Annotated in this window: 11 protein-coding genes; 4 read left to right on the top strand and 7 right to left on the bottom strand. The window is 61.4% G+C overall.

Annotated features, from left to right (window positions below; genetic code table 11):
• The first annotated feature begins 31 nt into the window (after positions 1-31).
• A complete protein-coding gene (locus WCA85_RS32190; protein ID WP_424069282.1) occupies positions 32-1,246 on the top strand; it encodes an acyltransferase family protein in 1,215 nt (404 codons plus the stop codon).
• 265 nt (positions 1,247-1,511) lie between these two features.
• Here WCA85_RS32190 and WCA85_RS32185 read toward each other — a convergent pair whose 3' ends face one another.
• The 4 genes from WCA85_RS32185 to WCA85_RS32170 form a co-directional block, all read right to left on the bottom strand.
• Positions 1,512-3,971 carry a glycosyltransferase family 4 protein gene (locus tag WCA85_RS32185; protein WP_424069281.1) on the bottom strand — a complete coding sequence of 820 codons (2,460 nt, stop codon included), beginning with the start codon at positions 3,969-3,971 and terminating at the stop codon, positions 1,512-1,514.
• Positions 3,968-5,434, bottom strand: coding sequence for an oligosaccharide flippase family protein (locus WCA85_RS32180; protein WP_424069279.1), 1,467 nt, complete (start codon positions 5,432-5,434; stop codon positions 3,968-3,970). Before WCA85_RS32180 ends, WCA85_RS32185 begins: the two co-directional genes overlap by 4 nt.
• A gap of 222 nt (positions 5,435-5,656) precedes the next feature.
• Complete coding sequence (locus WCA85_RS32175; protein WP_424069277.1) at positions 5,657-7,876, bottom strand: hypothetical protein; 2,220 nt, start codon at positions 7,874-7,876, stop codon at positions 5,657-5,659.
• A 270-nt stretch (positions 7,877-8,146) separates the two neighbouring features.
• Complete coding sequence (locus WCA85_RS32170) at positions 8,147-8,299, bottom strand: hypothetical protein (RefSeq protein WP_424069275.1); 153 nt, start codon at positions 8,297-8,299, stop codon at positions 8,147-8,149.
• Between the two features lie 203 nt (positions 8,300-8,502).
• On the opposite strand from WCA85_RS32170, the gene WCA85_RS32165 reads away from it, so the two are divergent.
• The 3 genes from WCA85_RS32165 to gmd are packed head-to-tail and all read left to right on the top strand — an operon-like array spanning position 8,503 to position 11,425.
• Entirely contained in the window at positions 8,503-9,588 is a 1,086-nt protein-coding gene (locus WCA85_RS32165; protein ID WP_424069273.1) for an acyltransferase family protein, read from the top strand.
• Positions 9,585-10,385, top strand: a complete 801-nt coding sequence (locus WCA85_RS32160) for an SGNH/GDSL hydrolase family protein (protein WP_424069271.1) — start codon at positions 9,585-9,587, stop codon at positions 10,383-10,385. Before WCA85_RS32165 ends, WCA85_RS32160 begins: the two co-directional genes overlap by 4 nt.
• Complete coding sequence (gene gmd / locus WCA85_RS32155) at positions 10,382-11,425, top strand: GDP-mannose 4,6-dehydratase (protein WP_424069269.1); 1,044 nt, start codon at positions 10,382-10,384, stop codon at positions 11,423-11,425. Before WCA85_RS32160 ends, gmd begins: the two co-directional genes overlap by 4 nt.
• A 44-nt stretch (positions 11,426-11,469) precedes the next feature.
• On the opposite strand, the gene WCA85_RS32150 is transcribed toward gmd, so the two are convergent.
• Genes WCA85_RS32150 through WCA85_RS32140 form a run of 3 tightly spaced genes read right to left on the bottom strand, consistent with a single transcriptional unit; the run spans position 11,470 to position 15,296 of the window.
• Positions 11,470-12,636 (bottom strand): glycosyltransferase family 4 protein, encoded by a 1,167-nt coding sequence (locus WCA85_RS32150; protein ID WP_424069267.1) that lies wholly within the window; start codon positions 12,634-12,636, stop codon positions 11,470-11,472.
• Positions 12,633-13,835 carry a glycosyltransferase family 4 protein gene (locus WCA85_RS32145; RefSeq protein WP_424069265.1) on the bottom strand — a complete coding sequence of 401 codons (1,203 nt, stop codon included), beginning with the start codon at positions 13,833-13,835 and terminating at the stop codon, positions 12,633-12,635. The genes WCA85_RS32150 and WCA85_RS32145 overlap by 4 nt, the downstream gene beginning before the upstream one ends.
• Positions 13,836-15,296 carry a glucose-6-phosphate isomerase gene (locus WCA85_RS32140; protein ID WP_424069263.1) on the bottom strand — a complete coding sequence of 487 codons (1,461 nt, stop codon included), beginning with the start codon at positions 15,294-15,296 and terminating at the stop codon, positions 13,836-13,838.
• Positions 15,297-15,298: the final 2 nt, after the last annotated feature.

Raw genomic sequence — 15,298 nt, 5'->3', positions numbered from 1 at the left:
AGCCCATTTCACGTATGTAAAAGGACCGCGCATGAGCGACCCAGCCTTCGATGCCACCGGCACATCCCTACCCTTTGACCGGCGCCCGCAGCGCACGGCGCGTGTGGAACGTGTCGAAACGCGGGTGGACACCGTTGGCAAGGAACACGTCATTGATGCGATGCGCGGCTTTGCCGCGTTGCTGGTTGCTTATTTTCATTGCCGCCAGGTTGCGTGGGTGGGCATGCAGAGCTTTCACGAGAGTGTCGGTCATGCGCTCAATTTCAGCTCGATCGTCGCCTATCTGACGCTGCCCATAGCGTGGGGCTCGGCTGGTGTGCCGATTTTCTTCGTCATAAGCGGGTATTGCATCCATCGCGGAGCGGCGTTCAAGCTGGCGCAAAACCCCGCCTACCAACTGGATACCGCCAATTTCTGGGCACGCCGGTTTGCGCGGATCTATCCGGTGCTGCTCGCGGCGCTGTTGCTGACGCTGGCGCTGGACTGGGTGAGTCTGCAGTTGCCACCCGTCAATCACAAAGTGCGCGAGATCGGCTTGCATGCGTTCCTCGTCAATCTGTTTTCGCTGCAGGGCGTCGCGGGCAAGACTTATGGGTCGAATGGCGCACTTTGGACGCTGTCGCTTGAAGTGCAGTTCTATGTCATCTATCCGTTGTTGTTCGCGCTGCGGCGCCGGATTGGCATGACGCCGGTGTTGGTTGCGGTAGCATTGATCAACGTGGTGTCGGCTTGTGTGCTTGAACGGCATGACATTCAGTTTTTCACGTCGTACTGGTTCTCCTGGACGCTCGGCGCATGGATTGCCGACTCCAAGGCAAGCGCCGCCATCGCGAAGAGAACTGGCCAGGCTGCGTCGAAGTGGCTGTATGCGATTGCAGCAGGACTCGTAATCGCAGGATGCGCGGCGTTTCATTTCGGCCAGTACGGTGCGTTCCAGTTGTGGTCGCTCGGTTTCGCGGTCTATCTCTTCAAGGCCCTTGAGCGTCGTGCGACACCTTCGCCGCTAGCGGGTGTGCTGGCGCGCCTTGGCGATTTCAGCTTTTCGCTCTATCTGATCCATCTGCCGATCCTCGTGCTGCTGTCGTCGCTGCTGTATCGCTCGGCGCTGCAGGAATCGATCTGGCCGTCGTTCGGTTTTATGCTGGTGGCGATACCGGTGGCGTATGTGTTCTACCGGCTGATCGAACTGCCGGCGATGAAGTGGTCGGCAAGTTTGAAACCGAAGAACCGGACGGCTGGCGCGTAAGTTTGGATGAATGGGTTGCGCGGCTTTTGCGGCGCGTTTTTATAACAGAGACGCGCCGCACTCGGTTCACAACTCAGAACTGGCCGTAAAGAAAGCATCACCGTAAATACCAAGGGCCTCGGTGCCGTTCATCCTTTGAACGCAGCCGAGGCCCTTTTTGCTTCCTTTGCTTCCAGCGCTTTCGAGTGCTTCCTTTGCTTGCCGCGCCTTTCAGCGCCTTCGAGTGCTTCCTTTGCTTGCCGCGCCTTTCAGCGCTTCCACTTTTCTATCCCGCCACCACTGCGTTCAATATGCGCGCAACACCATCAACATAATTTTCCGTACCAAACCGGCTCAACGCCGTCCGATAACCATTGCTAACCAACCGGCGTCGCATCTCGTCGTTCGACCGCAGTTCTGCCAGCGTATCCGCCAACGCATGCGCGTCGCCTGGGGTGCATAGCAGGCCGTTTTCCTGATCCTCGATTATCTCCAGCACGCCTCCTGCCTTCGCAGCCACCACCGGCCGCTGCGCCAGCATCCCTTCAACGATCACGCGCCCGAAAGGCTCCGGTGTGATCGACGTGTGGACCACTGCGTCCACCGCACACATGCACGCGGCGATATCGTGCTGGAAACCGAGGAAGTGCACGCGCCCGCCAAGTTGATGAGCCGCGACGAACGCTCGCAATTCCACTTCGTAAGGGTCCTCGCCGAACAGCGGCGCGCCCACTAACACCGCATGCATATGCGGATTGAGGACCATCGCTTCGAGCAACACATGCTGCCCCTTCCAGCGCGCCAGGCGGCTAAAGGAGCCGACAAGAAACGCGTCAATCGGCAGATTCAGCCGCGCACGGAGCACCGCTTTCGGCACGTTGCGCAACGCATCGAACGGCTCGGCCGAAATGCCGTTGAACACGACGTCAACGCGCTTCTTATCAAAGCCGGTCAGTTCGGCGAATGCCTGCGCCGACGCGGCGGAATTCGCAATCACGTGTGCGAGGCCCAACCGAGCGCACCATCTGATGATCTTCAACTGCTTGCTGCCGAAATGCTCTGCGCTGACGATATCGCGCAGATGCCACACCACCGGCCGACGCGCGAGGCGCCCGGCAATCGCACCGATCACCATGGCCCGCTGTGTATTGGCGTAAATCACATCGGCCTTACGTGCACGAGCGACGGTCGCGCGCACCAGTGCAGCCATGCCTTTGAGCGCCTGTCCCAGCGGCGGCGTGCCGCCCTGCTTGCGCACCTCGCGCAGCGCGCCGGAATTCAGCACCTCGACGTTTACGCCGGCCGTATCGAGCGCGGTGCGAAACGGGCCATCATCGAACAGCACGACTTCAATGCGCGAGCGCAGCGCCTTCACGATCTCTAGCAGCGACAGTTCGGCACCACCGAGCACGCCGCTTTGATCGATGGCGAGGATGCGTGGCGCGGGCCCGACACCGGGTTTCGCTACAGGCTGCGGGACATACGGTGTAAACGCGGGCAGCGATGCGCCTTGCAATGCCGGCACCGCAGCGCGCACGTGAGCAAAGAAGCGCTCGCGGAAATGCGCGGTGGAAAAGCGCTCAGCATTGGCTCGGCAATCGATTGCGGAGAAACGCGCTGCGTGAGTGTCGAAATCCTCGACCGCGCTGATAATCGACTCGGCGCGCTGTTCGTCGAAGAACATGCCGGTGGGGCGCGGGTCCGACAGATCGCGCACGGTTTCCAACGCCCCACCCTTGCCGTACGCGATCACCGGTGTACCGCAGGCCTGCGCCTCGACCACCGAAATGCCGAAGTCCTCCTCGGCCGCGAACACAAACGCCTTGGCGCGCTGCATATGATCCTGCAGCACCTTGAACGGCTGATAGCCCATGATTTCGACGTTGGGCGACGCCTTCGCGCGGATCTTCTGCATGTCCGGCCCATCGCCGATCACCACCAGACGCCGCTGCGGCATGCGCGCAAACGCCTCGACGATCAGATCGATCTTCTTGTACGGCACCATGCGCGAAGCGGTCAGATAGAAGTCATCCTTCTGCTCATGCAGCGCGAAAGCGTCGACGTCGACGGGTGGGAAGATCACATCGGCTTCACGCTGATAGACCTTCTTGATGCGCCGCGCGATGAACTGCGAATTGGCAACGAAGCTATCAACTGAGTTCGCAGTGCGAATGTCCCAGTTGCGCATGTAGTGGAGAATCAGACGCGCCAGTGCCGATTTCGGCCCGCTGGTCAACTTCGACTGCTGCAGGTATTGATGCTGCAAGTCCCACGCATAACGAATCGGCGAATGCACATAGCTGATATGGACCTGATCCGGACCGGTGAGTACGCCTTTGGATACCGCGTGGCTGCTCGAAATCACCACGTCATAGGCGGATACGTCGAGTTGCTCGATTGCAATGGGCATCAAGGGCAGATACGCGCGGTACTTCGTGGCCGCCTTCGGCAGCTTCTGGATGAATGAGGTCGTGACCGGTTTGCCGCGAATGAAACTACGGTCTTCGAGAAAATCGACAACGCTAAACAGATCTGCGTCCGGAAAACACGCGACGATCTGTTCAAGTACCCGCTCCGCACCCGCATAGGTGACGAGCCAGTCGTGCACGATCGCCACCCGCACATTCCTGTCGACGCGTGGTGCACGATGTGGCGGCGCGACCGGGGCCGGCGGCGTGGTGAGTTCGTCCAGCACGCTGCGCTGGCTGGGCCGCGACACGGCTTCATCAAGGACTTCCTGGTTCATGCGCTCTTCCTCGGATTCAGTCGCAACAGCAGCGAACGCGCAAGATCGCGCAACGCGGGGGTCATCGTGATCGACCAGGCAACATTGGCCGCCACCACCAGCAAACCTGCGGCTATCGCCAGCGAAAGACTGGGGACGAAACTCGCGAGCCAGAGGCTCGCCAGCAAAAAGACGAGATGCGCGAGCATGTCGAGCGCAATCGGCCGCGCGCGAATGGCTGACAACCACAGCAGCACGCCGTAGTCGAACAGCGCGCGCCCCGCAACGGCGATTGCGGCGCCAGTGAGGCCAAAGTGACTGATGCCGAACCATAATGCACCCGCAAACAGCGGCAACTCAAACACGCCCACCCGGGCCGCCACCGCCGGATTGACCTGCGACTGGATCATGATTCGCGTGACGTTGGCCTGCCCGACGAGCCACACCGAGACGATCAGAATGCGTCCCACGGGGGCGGCGACCGTCGCGATTTCGTTACCCACCCACAAATGCAGAAACGGCCCGAGCACGAACATCGCCCCAAGGGCGACCGGCGTGAAGGCGCCATTCAGGAACTCAAGCGACTGCTGCGTAATCAGATCCGCGTGATCGCGGCCCACGGCGGACAGGCGCGGAAACAGCGTGCGCACCAGTGCGGTCGGCACGATGTTCAGGCGCGTGACGAGGTTTTGCGGCACCGTATAGAACGTCACGAAGCGCGCACCAAGCGTCGTGCCGAGAAAGACCTTGTCGAGGGAGTCGGCCACCATCGTCGTGATGCTGGCAATCAGCATCCAGCCGCCGAAGTTGAAGAGCCCCTTGGCCACGCCCAGTTGCGGGGGCAAGATCTTGCGAATCCCCAGCACCTGGAATGCGGAGCGTCCGAGCAGCGCAGCCGCGGCGAGACGCGCCACCACCGCAGCGGCCAGCACGTTTTGCAGGCTCGGTCCCATCAGCCATGCAGCGCCCAACGGCAGCAACTGGAACAGGAAGGTGCCGATAGTCTGGTTGGTGTTGTAGATGCCGAAACGCTCAGCGCCGTTGATGGCCCCCGCAAACACCCACGAGACGTTCGCAATCGGAATCGCAATGGCGAGCCACGGCAGTGCCATGTAGACCTCGTGTTGCAATTCCGGTGACACCTTGGTGAAATACGCGGTGTAAAGAAAAGCGCCGAAATAAATAATCAGGCCGCCAATCACACCCGTCACCAGGTTCAGCCACGTCGCGCTCCAGAAGACGCGGGCGCTTTCTTCCGAGTCGTTCGATGCAAGCGCTTTCGAAATATGGTTCTGCGCGGCCATGCTCATGCCGAGGTCGAGAATCGAAAAATATCCGATTAACGTCCACACGAGCGCAATCACGCCATAACGCTCGACGCCGAGCAGACGGATATACGACGGCACGGTGACGAGCGATACGAAGGTGGGCAGCACCAGCCCGAAGAAATTGATCGCTACGTTCCTGAGAATGCCTTTATCCATCGGATGCCTTTTGATTCAGAGGGGTGCGGTGGATCGCCATGCGCTTGCCATGCAATGCCGTGCGCCACGATGGGCCCAGCAGTCTGCGTCGAGTAAAGCACGTAAAAAATGCGTCCTGCTTGTCATAAGTCGACAGAAAAATAATTCGCAGGCCTATGGAGGGGGACCGCTAGTCCAATTTCTTACGGCACCCAATGCCCTGGCTTTGCCGCACGCAGCGACTCAAGCCGGCTTCCACCGGTACATCATTACCTTGCCGCGCGCGTCCTCTTCGACGAACACCAGGTAATCGCCATCGCTGCGCCGATACGCGCTGATACCGTTGGGGACATCGACCCAGCCTGACGTGCTCCCCACCTCGGGTCCCGGCCGGATCACGCCGACTTCCTTGCCGCTATCCTTGTCGTACACATGTACAGCGCCGACTGGCTCGACCGCGAACACATATCGGCCTTCGACGGTGAGGCCGATAATCGTTTCGATGGGTTTGGCGTGGGTTTGCCACGGCAGCGTGATCGCGTAGCGCTGCACCGGGTTGCCGCTCGACCAGTGGTCGTAGCGCACCAGCACGCGGCCCACTTCCTTCCAGAAGCCACCTTCGACGGGTGTCTCCGACGTATAGCCGCTCACATAGAGCGTGTCGGTCTCGGGTACGTAGATCGCGCGGCGCAGTTCAGTGAACGGCTGCGGCATCGGATAAGAAGTCATATCCGTGTACGCGTAGATCGGGTTGCCTTTCGCATCGAGACCGCCAAAATGCAGGCGCCGGATGCCCTTGGTATCGCTCGTGCGCCAGATGTCTCCGGCGCTGTCCACCCACCACCCCCAGCCACCGGCGAGCTTTGCGCCGCTGGTGTTGAGAGTGAACTCGTCGCCATCGAACCGGCCATCGCCCTTCACGTCGCGCCAGATCCAGTCGCCGCCGGGCGGCGCATTCGGCACCTGGGCAACAGGACGCTCACGCCCGGCAATCAGTCCCGATGGAATCGCCGTCTCACCGTCGTGCGCGGCATCGAAGCGGTAGATCTTCAGGTGATCCGCATACATGTCCGTCAGGTACAGGAACGTGTGCCCCTTCAACTGTCGTGCGATGGGCAGGCCCGGCCACTGATCGGTGTGAAACACCGGGTCATCGGGATATTTGAAGCGGTTCGACAGAAAGCCTGCGTATTTCCACTCCTGCCCAGGCGGTCTGCTCAGGTCGAGTTCGAAACGCTTGTTGCCGGTGTAGACGCTATTGGGCCGTGCGGGGTCCATCCATGCACCGTCGACGAACAGCAGCCCTTGAGCCTGCCATTGCTGTTTGCCATCGGGCGCGTAGCTTTCCAGCGTGGCGCCAAGACCTGCACCGAGCGGCGCATAGCGTGGGCCGATACCATTGGTGGCCACATAGATGTTGCCGCGCGCATCGGCGCCTACACCCGTCAGCCCGTTAAAGCGCTGCGGACCAGGCTGTCCCGTGACGCCGGAGAAGATGCCGCCGCGTTCGCCGAGCGTGCCGGTCGCGACATATCCGCCATTACGTTTGCTGAAAAACAGCGCCTGCTGACGTGGCCCGTTATCGGCGATCAGCAGACGGCCTTGAGCGTCGAGTGCAATGTCGACGGGTACGGTATCGGCGGGCAGCGGCAACGTGTCTGCCAGCACCTGACCGCTCGCCGAATAGTGCACGACACGCGGCGTTTTATCGGTCAGCGTGCCGGTCAACACCCACAACGTGCCGTCGCTTGCCAGTGCCATCTTGCCTGGCTCATGCACGCTCCAACCTGCCTTCTTTTGCATCGACTCAGCGTCGTACACTTCGATCTTGTCTTGCGTGGTGTTCGCTGCGTACAGCGTGGTATCGCTGGCAGCGAGTCCATCTATATCAGCGCGGGTGCCCACCGGCACTTCGTTCATCATCAGAAAGCCGGCGGCGAGTTGCGCGTGCGGATCTACCGCTGCGTTATTTCCCACGCCTTGACCGGTGTTTGCGACGCCCGCAGGCGGCTGGAACAGCGCGCTCAGTTTCGGGTTAGCAATCTGTCGACGCGAAATGCCGAACCACTGCTTGCCCTTTTGCGGCCAGATTCCCTGGCCCACCAGATGTCCCTTTTCGTTGCCAACCGACACCGCGATAAACACATAACGGTGATTCACCGCAATCGCATTCCCGCCACCCGTACCCCAGCCGTGCGTGCCGCCCGCAAAACCCAGCATCTTGCCGTTCTGCCAGGTGCTCGCCTCCGCGCCGCTTTCGTCCCACGGCGCGTTGGTGTACACCTTGCCATCGGGGGCGACGGCGATCGCCGTGATGTTGATCTGCGTCCATGTGCCATCGCCATAGCCGAAGGTATTGCCGATCCAGGAAGTCTTCGCGTTCAGTACGGTTTCAGCTGAGGCGGTACATGTTGCAACACAGACGGCCGCAGCCAGCAGGGTCGCGAAGATGGAACGGGCCAAGGTATTCCTCTAGTCAGGGCCATGCCGCAGCGCGCGGCATGCGTCAACTGGCGAGTGTCAATGAAGTGATGGCCGGAACGGCACAGAAAGAAACGAAGCATCGCGACACCAACGCTGGCGCGGCGCAAACCTCAAACCGCAAAGCGGCGGCGCTGCGTCAGCACAATGAGCACAGCAACGAGGCGAGCCCGCAGCACGCACCCCCGCGACCCACTCGGCGTCGAGTCCACATTACGCGGGAAATCGGGCGTGACGAAAATCGAAAATAATTCAAAAATATTCTTCAAATAAAACGCGAATAAATAATTGATTTAAAAATCCGCACGGCGTGCCAGCCGGTCGCTTTGCTTCCCAATTGCGGGGCACATGTACCGCACAAAAAATAACCGCCGCCGTCGCGGCGGGTTCGACCAATTCGACCATCGTCGCACCCGAATTTCTTTTTCAAGCGTCGTTACAAACTGTTCTATTTGTTCATTTCATTCGTGTTTTTAAGCGATTTCTTTTCCATAGAATGACCTGTCACCGCCGTTGCGCGCTCCTGACCAGATGCACGCCCTCAACGGCATACCCATGCCGCCCAGGCGTTCGCCTGCCGGCCCACCCGCTGCCCATCGTGTACTGTCATGACTTCAAGTGCATTGCCTGCTGCGCCCTCTCATACACGCCGCATCGTGCAACTCGACGGCCTGCGTGCGATCGCCGTGCTTGCAGTGTTCGCGCAGCACGCGTTAAAAGCGCCCTTGTGGATGGGCGTCGATCTGTTCTTTGTGCTGAGCGGTTTTCTGATCACCGGCATCCTGCTCGAGCGCAAGGCGCGCGGACAGTCTTACTTCAGTTACTTCTACGCACGCCGCGCGCGTCGCATTCTGCCGCCATACCTCCTGCTGATGGCGGTGTCGTCCGTCTTGTTCGGATTTGGCTGGGCGAAGCACTGGGAGTGGTACGCGTTTTTCGCCACCAATATCGGCGATGCACTGGGCCAAAGCGGTCATGACAGCCTGAATGTGCTGTGGTCGCTCGCGGTCGAAGAGCAGTTCTACATTGTCTGGCCGTTCGTGATTCTGCTGCTGCCAGAACGCGTGCTCGCCTACGTGGCGACTGCGCTGGTCGTCGCCGTACCCGTGCTGCGCGCAGTGGCGACGCCCTGGTTCGACTCGTTCTGGCCGATCTATTACCTGACACCGTTCCGGATGGACCTGCTCGCGGCCGGCGCATTGCTGGCCGTCGCCGTCCGGCGCAATCCCGCTGCGTTGCAGCCGTTCAGGCCGCTTGCCATGCTCGGATTCGTGGCGGCGCTTGCGGTGCTCGCCTGGCTGCATCTGCACTATCCGCGCTTTCGCGCCGCGAACACGCCGCTCTCGAACGCCGCGCTGTATAGCGTCTCGCTGGTGCTCTGCACGTCGATCGTCGTCATTGCCCTGCAAAGCAAAGGTATCGTCAAGCGGCTGCTGTCGAATCCCGTGCTCGTGTATATCGGCACGATCAGCTACACGATCTATCTGATTCACCTGAGCATCCTGTACACGCTGTGGCCGCTGCATCTGAACCGTTATCTGTGCGCCGCCGTGGCACTCGCGCTGACGCTCGCTTATGCCAGCCTCACGTGGTTCGCCTTTGAACGGCGTTTGATTCATGGCGCAGCCTCGCGTGAACGGCACAGCCGCGCATCGTTGGGCGCTGCGTCGCAAGCGCCGCAGAGTCGCGTATGAAGCGCCTATTGCGGCCTCGCGGCCTTATCGCCCCGTTTTTGCTGGCAGCGGCGTGCCAGCAGGTGGGCGCGGCGGAAAAAGCCGCCTCGGTATCGCAGCCAGCTGGCGACAATGCGCAACCCCAAGTGCTGATCGAAGCCTATGGCGATTCGACGACCCTCGGCATTTCCTGCCTCGACGGTCACTGCGCCCCCATTGCACAAAACGCCGTCGCTGTTCTGCAGGATGCATTGCGCGCCGAATACGGCCCGCGCGTGAGCGTAGTCAATTTCGGCGTGGGCGGCAGCATGGCCTCGCAGTTGCGCGACGGCACCGATCGCAGTGGCGGCATTCCCTGGGCGCAGCGGCTCGCGGCATCGCACGCACGCATCGTGACGATCAACTACGGCATCAACGAAGTGATGCACAACCAGACGCCCGCGCAGTTTTACGCAGCGCAAACCGAGTTGATTGTGACTGCACGCGCGTTGGGCATCGAGCCGGTACTACAGACCTCCAACCCCATGCCCGATGACCGGCTCAACGCGCGCCTCGCCGCAATGGTGGCGATGACGCGCCGCGTAGCCGCCGAGCAGCACGTGCCACTGATCGATCAGTATGCCTACATCAGCGCGCTGCCGGGCTGGAAATGGATGATGTCCGACGGCGCGCATCCGCGTCCGACGCTCTACCGCCTGAAAGCCGCGCAGGATCTGCGCGTGATCGATCCACTGGTGCGGCGCCTAACCGGTTCATCTACACAGACCCGTCATTCCTCTTCCTCCACCTTCCTTACCGTGACCCAAGGCAACCTATGAGCATCCAACGCAAAGCGATCATCACCGGCGTGTCCGGCCAGGACGGCGCGTATCTGGCGAAACTGCTGCTCGACAAGGGCTATCAGGTGACCGGCACGTATCGGCGCACCAGTTCCGTCAACTTCTGGCGCATGAACGAACTCGGCATTACCGGGAACCCGAATCTGCGACTCGTCGAACACGATCTGACCGATTTCGGTTCGACCCTGCGTCTGCTTGGCGGCGTCGAAGCGGACGAACTGTACAACCTCGCCGCGCAAAGCTTTGTCGGCGTTTCGTTCGACCAGCCGGTTACCACAGCGGAAGTGACGGGTATCGGTGCACTGAACCTGCTAGAAGGCATCCGCATCCTGAGCCCGAACACCCGTTACTACCAGGCCTCGACCTCGGAAATGTTCGGCAAGGTGCAAGCGGTACCGCAGCGTGAAGAAACGCCCTTCTATCCGCGCAGCCCGTATGGCGTCGCCAAGCTGTTCGCGCACTGGACCACGATCAACTATCGCGAGTCGTATGGGATCTTCGCGAGCAGCGGGATTCTGTTCAATCACGAATCACCACTGCGCGGCCGCGAATTCGTGACCCGCAAGATCACCGACACGGTGGCCAAGATCAAGCTCGGCAAGCAGGACTCGCTGGAACTGGGCAACCTCGACGCCAAACGCGACTGGGGTTTTGCGGCGGAATACGTGGAAGGCATGTGGCGCATGCTGCAAGCGCGCGACCCCGATACCTTTGTGCTCGCCACCAACCGCACCGAAACGGTTCGCGACTTCGTGCGAATGGCGTTCAGGGCCGCCGGCTATCAGCTTGAATGGTCGGGCAAGGAACAACGTGAAGTCGGGATTGACGTCTCAAACGGCAAGACGCTGGTGCGGATCAATCCGAAGTTCTATCGTCCGGCTGAAGTTGATCTGCTGATCGGCTGCGCGGACAAAGCCCGCGAAAAACTCGGCTGGCAGCCGCAGACCAAGCTGGAGCAGCTCTGCCAGATGATGGTCGCCGCTGACCTTGCGCGTAATCAGGAGCACGAGACGTTCTAGGCTGCAAACGCAGAACGGCGGGCCACCCAGGCCCGCCCCTCCCTTTAATGCAGACCGACTGCCTTGATCGCTTCGCCATACACTGAAGCCACGCGCTTTGCGATCACCGAGTTGTCGAAGTTATCGCGCGCATAGGCACGGCAAGCATCGGCATCGGGCAGCTTCAGCGAGCCGTTCAGCGCAGCGCCCAATCCTTCCGCGATCGCCGCTGCACCGGTGGCCGGCAACACCAGATTGGGCGACAACCCCGCCACGGCTTCAGGCAAGCCGCCTACCGGCGTCACGAGCACCGGCGTGCCCGAGGCGAGCGACTCCACGGTGATCAGACCGAACCCCTCCAGCGCCACCGTCGGCACCACGCTGATGTTCGCGGCACGATACAGCGCAGCCAGGTGCTGATCGGGCACGAAGCCCAGCAACTTCACGTTGTTTTCCAGGCCCGCTTCGTTGATCCGTGTCTGCAATTCCTCCTGCAGTCGCCCCTTGCCCGCTATCAGCAGCAGCACGTCAGGCACCCGCTGCTTGAGCATCTTCACTGCGTCGATCAGATCTTCAAGCCCCATGCGCCGCACGAGGCGTCGCACCGCCAGCACAATGGGCCGGTCTTGCGGCAATTGCAGCTTCAGACGCGCTTCGGCTGGTGTGATTGGCAGATTGAATTGCTCGACATTTACACATCCCGGCACGACGCGCACCCGCTCAGGCGAGATGCCATAGCGCGACGTAAGTATCTTGCCGAACGCATCGGACAACACGATGAGCCGCGACGAGCGTGCATACACGGCCTGCTCCAAATAACGTTTGGCGCGTTGCCCAAGCGAATCCGCGCCTTCGACGTGACTCTCATCGGCCCACGGTCCCTGAAAATGCGAGACCTGCGGAATGCCACGCGTGACGTCGAGCCCTGGGAACGTATAGAGCGCGAAATGCGACGAGATCACGTCCGGCCGCTCGATGCTGATCTCGCGGCGCAGCGCGCGGCGCGCCGCCATCAGACGTAGCGGCAACGATTGCGCTGCCGAGCCGAAGCCCTGGATCGCTCCTCCGGTATCTTCCGCGACCCGGGTCGAGCCCGCGACCACACCGCGCACTGCAACCCCCGCACCCGGCAGCGCGCCAACCAGCGAGTAGTACATACGATCGAGGCCGCCGGCCCGTTCCGGAAACCAGTGCATGCCGATCTGCAGCGATTTGATAGCAGCCGTTTTCATGACGGTGTCCCTTCTGTAGCGTGGAGAGTGGTGTCCGCTGTCGCTTCTGAGCGTTGGCGGTCTTCTTGTTGGCCGGCGAGTTGCCGGTACAGCGCAATGTACTGCGCGGCCATGCGCGCCCAGCCAAAGCCGGTGGCCAGTTCATTGGCGGCCACGCCCATCGCGCGGCGCGCGTCATCGGAGGCGGCCAGTTGCGCGATGGCCGCAGCGAGCGTCCTGGGATCGTCCGGGTCGTCGAGCACGATGCCGCACTCGGGCGTGATGATCTCCGCGCCGCCCGCTGTGCGTGCCGTGACGACCGGCAAGCCCGCGGCCATTGCTTCGAGTAGCGACAGGCTCATCGCCTCGTAGCGCGACGGAAACACGAAGGCATCCACCGAGTGCATCAGCACGGGCATCTCTTTCACCAACCCCAGGAAATGCACCCGATCGGCAATGCCAAGTGCGCGCGCTTCCTCCGGATAAGGGCTTCCCGGCAGATAACCCGCCACGGCAATATGCACGTGCTGCGGCAAATGGCACAACGCCTTGAGCACCGTGCCCAGATTCTTACGCGGGGTACGCAGATCGCCGACGAAGAGCAACAGGAACGCGTTCTCCGGCAGCTTGAACTTCGCACGGTCGCCCTCAGCGGCAGCAAAGCCCTGGGTATCGACGCCGTTATAGATCACGTCCACCCGGTTGCGCGGTGTGAGGCCAATCGCGCGAATCTCATCGGCCACCTTCTGCGAGACCGCCGTAATGACCCGTGAGCGGCGGTACGCCCATCGTTCGAGCCACGAATTGGTCTGCGTATAGACGCACTGATAAGCCGACCAGATGCCTTTGGTCAAACCGAACGGATAGTACTTGCTGCCCAGCCAACCGCTGTGCACGAAGTGCGCCGTGTTCACATCCGCTGGCGCCCATGTGATGAAGCCGTTCACATGCAGCACGTCGTACGCACTGCGATTCATGCGCAGCCAGAGCGCACTTTTGAAGGCGAACACCTGTTGACGCAACAGATTGGTCGGCCACCAGCGGCCGATTTTCATGGGCACCCAGCGCACGTTCGGATGTGCGAGCAGTTCGGGCGCCACGTGTGACGCGACCAGCGTCACGGCGATACCCTCGTCGAGGGCGGCACGCGCAATCTCGTGGTTGACGCGTCCCTGGCCGTCGTTATGGCGCACGACGTGCGTGACAATCGCGACTCTCAATCAGGTGCCTCCGTGCAGAATAAGCTCCCGTCGGCGCTGCTGCTTTTGCCAGTGCGCCGCGGAGAGGATCGAAAAAAGACTCATGAAAAGCAGTAGCCCGCCTGTGCCGACCAGCGAATTGGTGAACACCAGCATCGTGAAGATAGCGAGCCCCAGGCTCAGCGAAGCGGACACGAATTTATCGTTGCGTAGCTTGAACGAGGCCAGCACCGCCCGCACCATCAGCCATGCAATGCCGGACAGGTACAGCAACGTGCCGGGCCAGCCGAGTACGAATGGGATGTTCATCACGCCGCTATCGAAGTTGCCGTACTGGCCAAGCTGACCGCCGTCGTTCGACAGCTTCGTGGACGTGCCGGTTGCGCCCATGCCTTCGCCCGAGACGTCGGTAAACGCCTTCTTCGCGAAGGTCGCATAGAACTGGTTGCGGGCGGCGTAGCTCTGATCGTCTTTGAGGTTGACGATGCTGTTCAGACGCGTTTGCATCCGTTCGGCCACCGGCCCGACCGCGAGCAAAGGCACGCACAGACCGGCCAGCAAGAGCCCGCTGCCGACAATACGCACGCGTACCCGGTTATTCGATTTGACCAGCTGGATTAGCAACGCGACCACCCAGCCGCCCCACGTCGAACGCACGAGGCTCAGACCGAAGGCGAAGAAGCCGAGCGCGGCGGCAATCCAACGCACGCGGTGATTGGCGGCCATTACGTAGACCATCGCGCCCATCATCGCGAACGCAAACGGGCCCGACGAGTTCATCGTGCTGAAGACGCGCACGCCCATCGGCACCGGGTCGCCCTGCGAGTTCATCTGCGAGCCGAGCATCCATAGCGCGTCCCACGGCGGCATGATCACAAACTGCACCAGGCCGTAGCCGCCCATCACCAGCATGCCCCATATGAAGGTATTGATGATGGTGTCGCGATACGCCGGATAGTCGCGCGTATTCGCCATGATGTGAAAGCCGATGAGGATCGGATAAAGCCAGTTGGCAAGGTCATAGGTAGCAGCAAGCGGCCCGCTCGACACGACACCAACCGCGAATGCGTATGCGAGTCCAGCGAGGATCAGCAGCACGGGCAAGCCGCGCCGCTGCGCCAGCACCGGGTAATGGCGAATCAGCGAGAGGCCGCTGATCATCGTGACCGCAAGCGGCGCCACCTGGATCAGGCTGGTGGGCGTGAAGGCGCCCTTCGACCAGTCGGCGAGGCGCCGTACTTCCGGGCTCAGAAACCACAGCCACCACATGAAGCCGACATATCGCGCCGGGCTGCGGAAATAGAGCCACAGGCCAGTCAGCGTGGCCAACACCGGAAACGCCAGCGTCAACACCGTGCCCTGATGCGCGAGCACCAGCAGCGCGGTGACGAGCCACAGCAACGCGGGCGGCCCCCACTCCATCGGATCGCTGCTGAGACGGCGCGCGACGTCGCTCGCGGCGGCACGCGTGATCGAGGTCATCC

The organism is Paraburkholderia sp. (assembly GCF_049581445.1).
Lineage (GTDB): Bacteria > Pseudomonadota > Gammaproteobacteria > Burkholderiales > Burkholderiaceae > Paraburkholderia.
Note: the sequence above shows the minus strand (reverse complement) of the source record. Positions and strands in the feature narration are given on the sequence as shown.

What these genes read in the sequence shown, in the direction of transcription:
- WCA85_RS32190 (WP_424069282.1), top strand. Translation starts at nt 32, where the DNA reads ATGAGCGACCCAGCCTTCGATGCCACCGGCACATCCCTACCCTTTGAC.
- WCA85_RS32185 (WP_424069281.1), bottom strand. Translation starts at nt 3,971, where the DNA reads ATGAACCAGGAAGTCCTTGATGAAGCCGTGTCGCGGCCCAGCCAGCGC.
- WCA85_RS32180 (WP_424069279.1), bottom strand. Translation starts at nt 5,434, where the DNA reads ATGGATAAAGGCATTCTCAGGAACGTAGCGATCAATTTCTTCGGGCTG.
- WCA85_RS32170 (WP_424069275.1), bottom strand. Translation starts at nt 8,299, where the DNA reads ATGGTCGAATTGGTCGAACCCGCCGCGACGGCGGCGGTTATTTTTTGT.
- WCA85_RS32165 (WP_424069273.1), top strand. Translation starts at nt 8,503, where the DNA reads ATGACTTCAAGTGCATTGCCTGCTGCGCCCTCTCATACACGCCGCATC.
- WCA85_RS32160 (WP_424069271.1), top strand. Translation starts at nt 9,585, where the DNA reads ATGAAGCGCCTATTGCGGCCTCGCGGCCTTATCGCCCCGTTTTTGCTG.
- gmd (WP_424069269.1), top strand. Translation starts at nt 10,382, where the DNA reads ATGAGCATCCAACGCAAAGCGATCATCACCGGCGTGTCCGGCCAGGAC.
- WCA85_RS32150 (WP_424069267.1), bottom strand. Translation starts at nt 12,636, where the DNA reads ATGAAAACGGCTGCTATCAAATCGCTGCAGATCGGCATGCACTGGTTT.
- WCA85_RS32140 (WP_424069263.1), bottom strand. Translation starts at nt 15,296, where the DNA reads ATGACCTCGATCACGCGTGCCGCCGCGAGCGACGTCGCGCGCCGTCTC.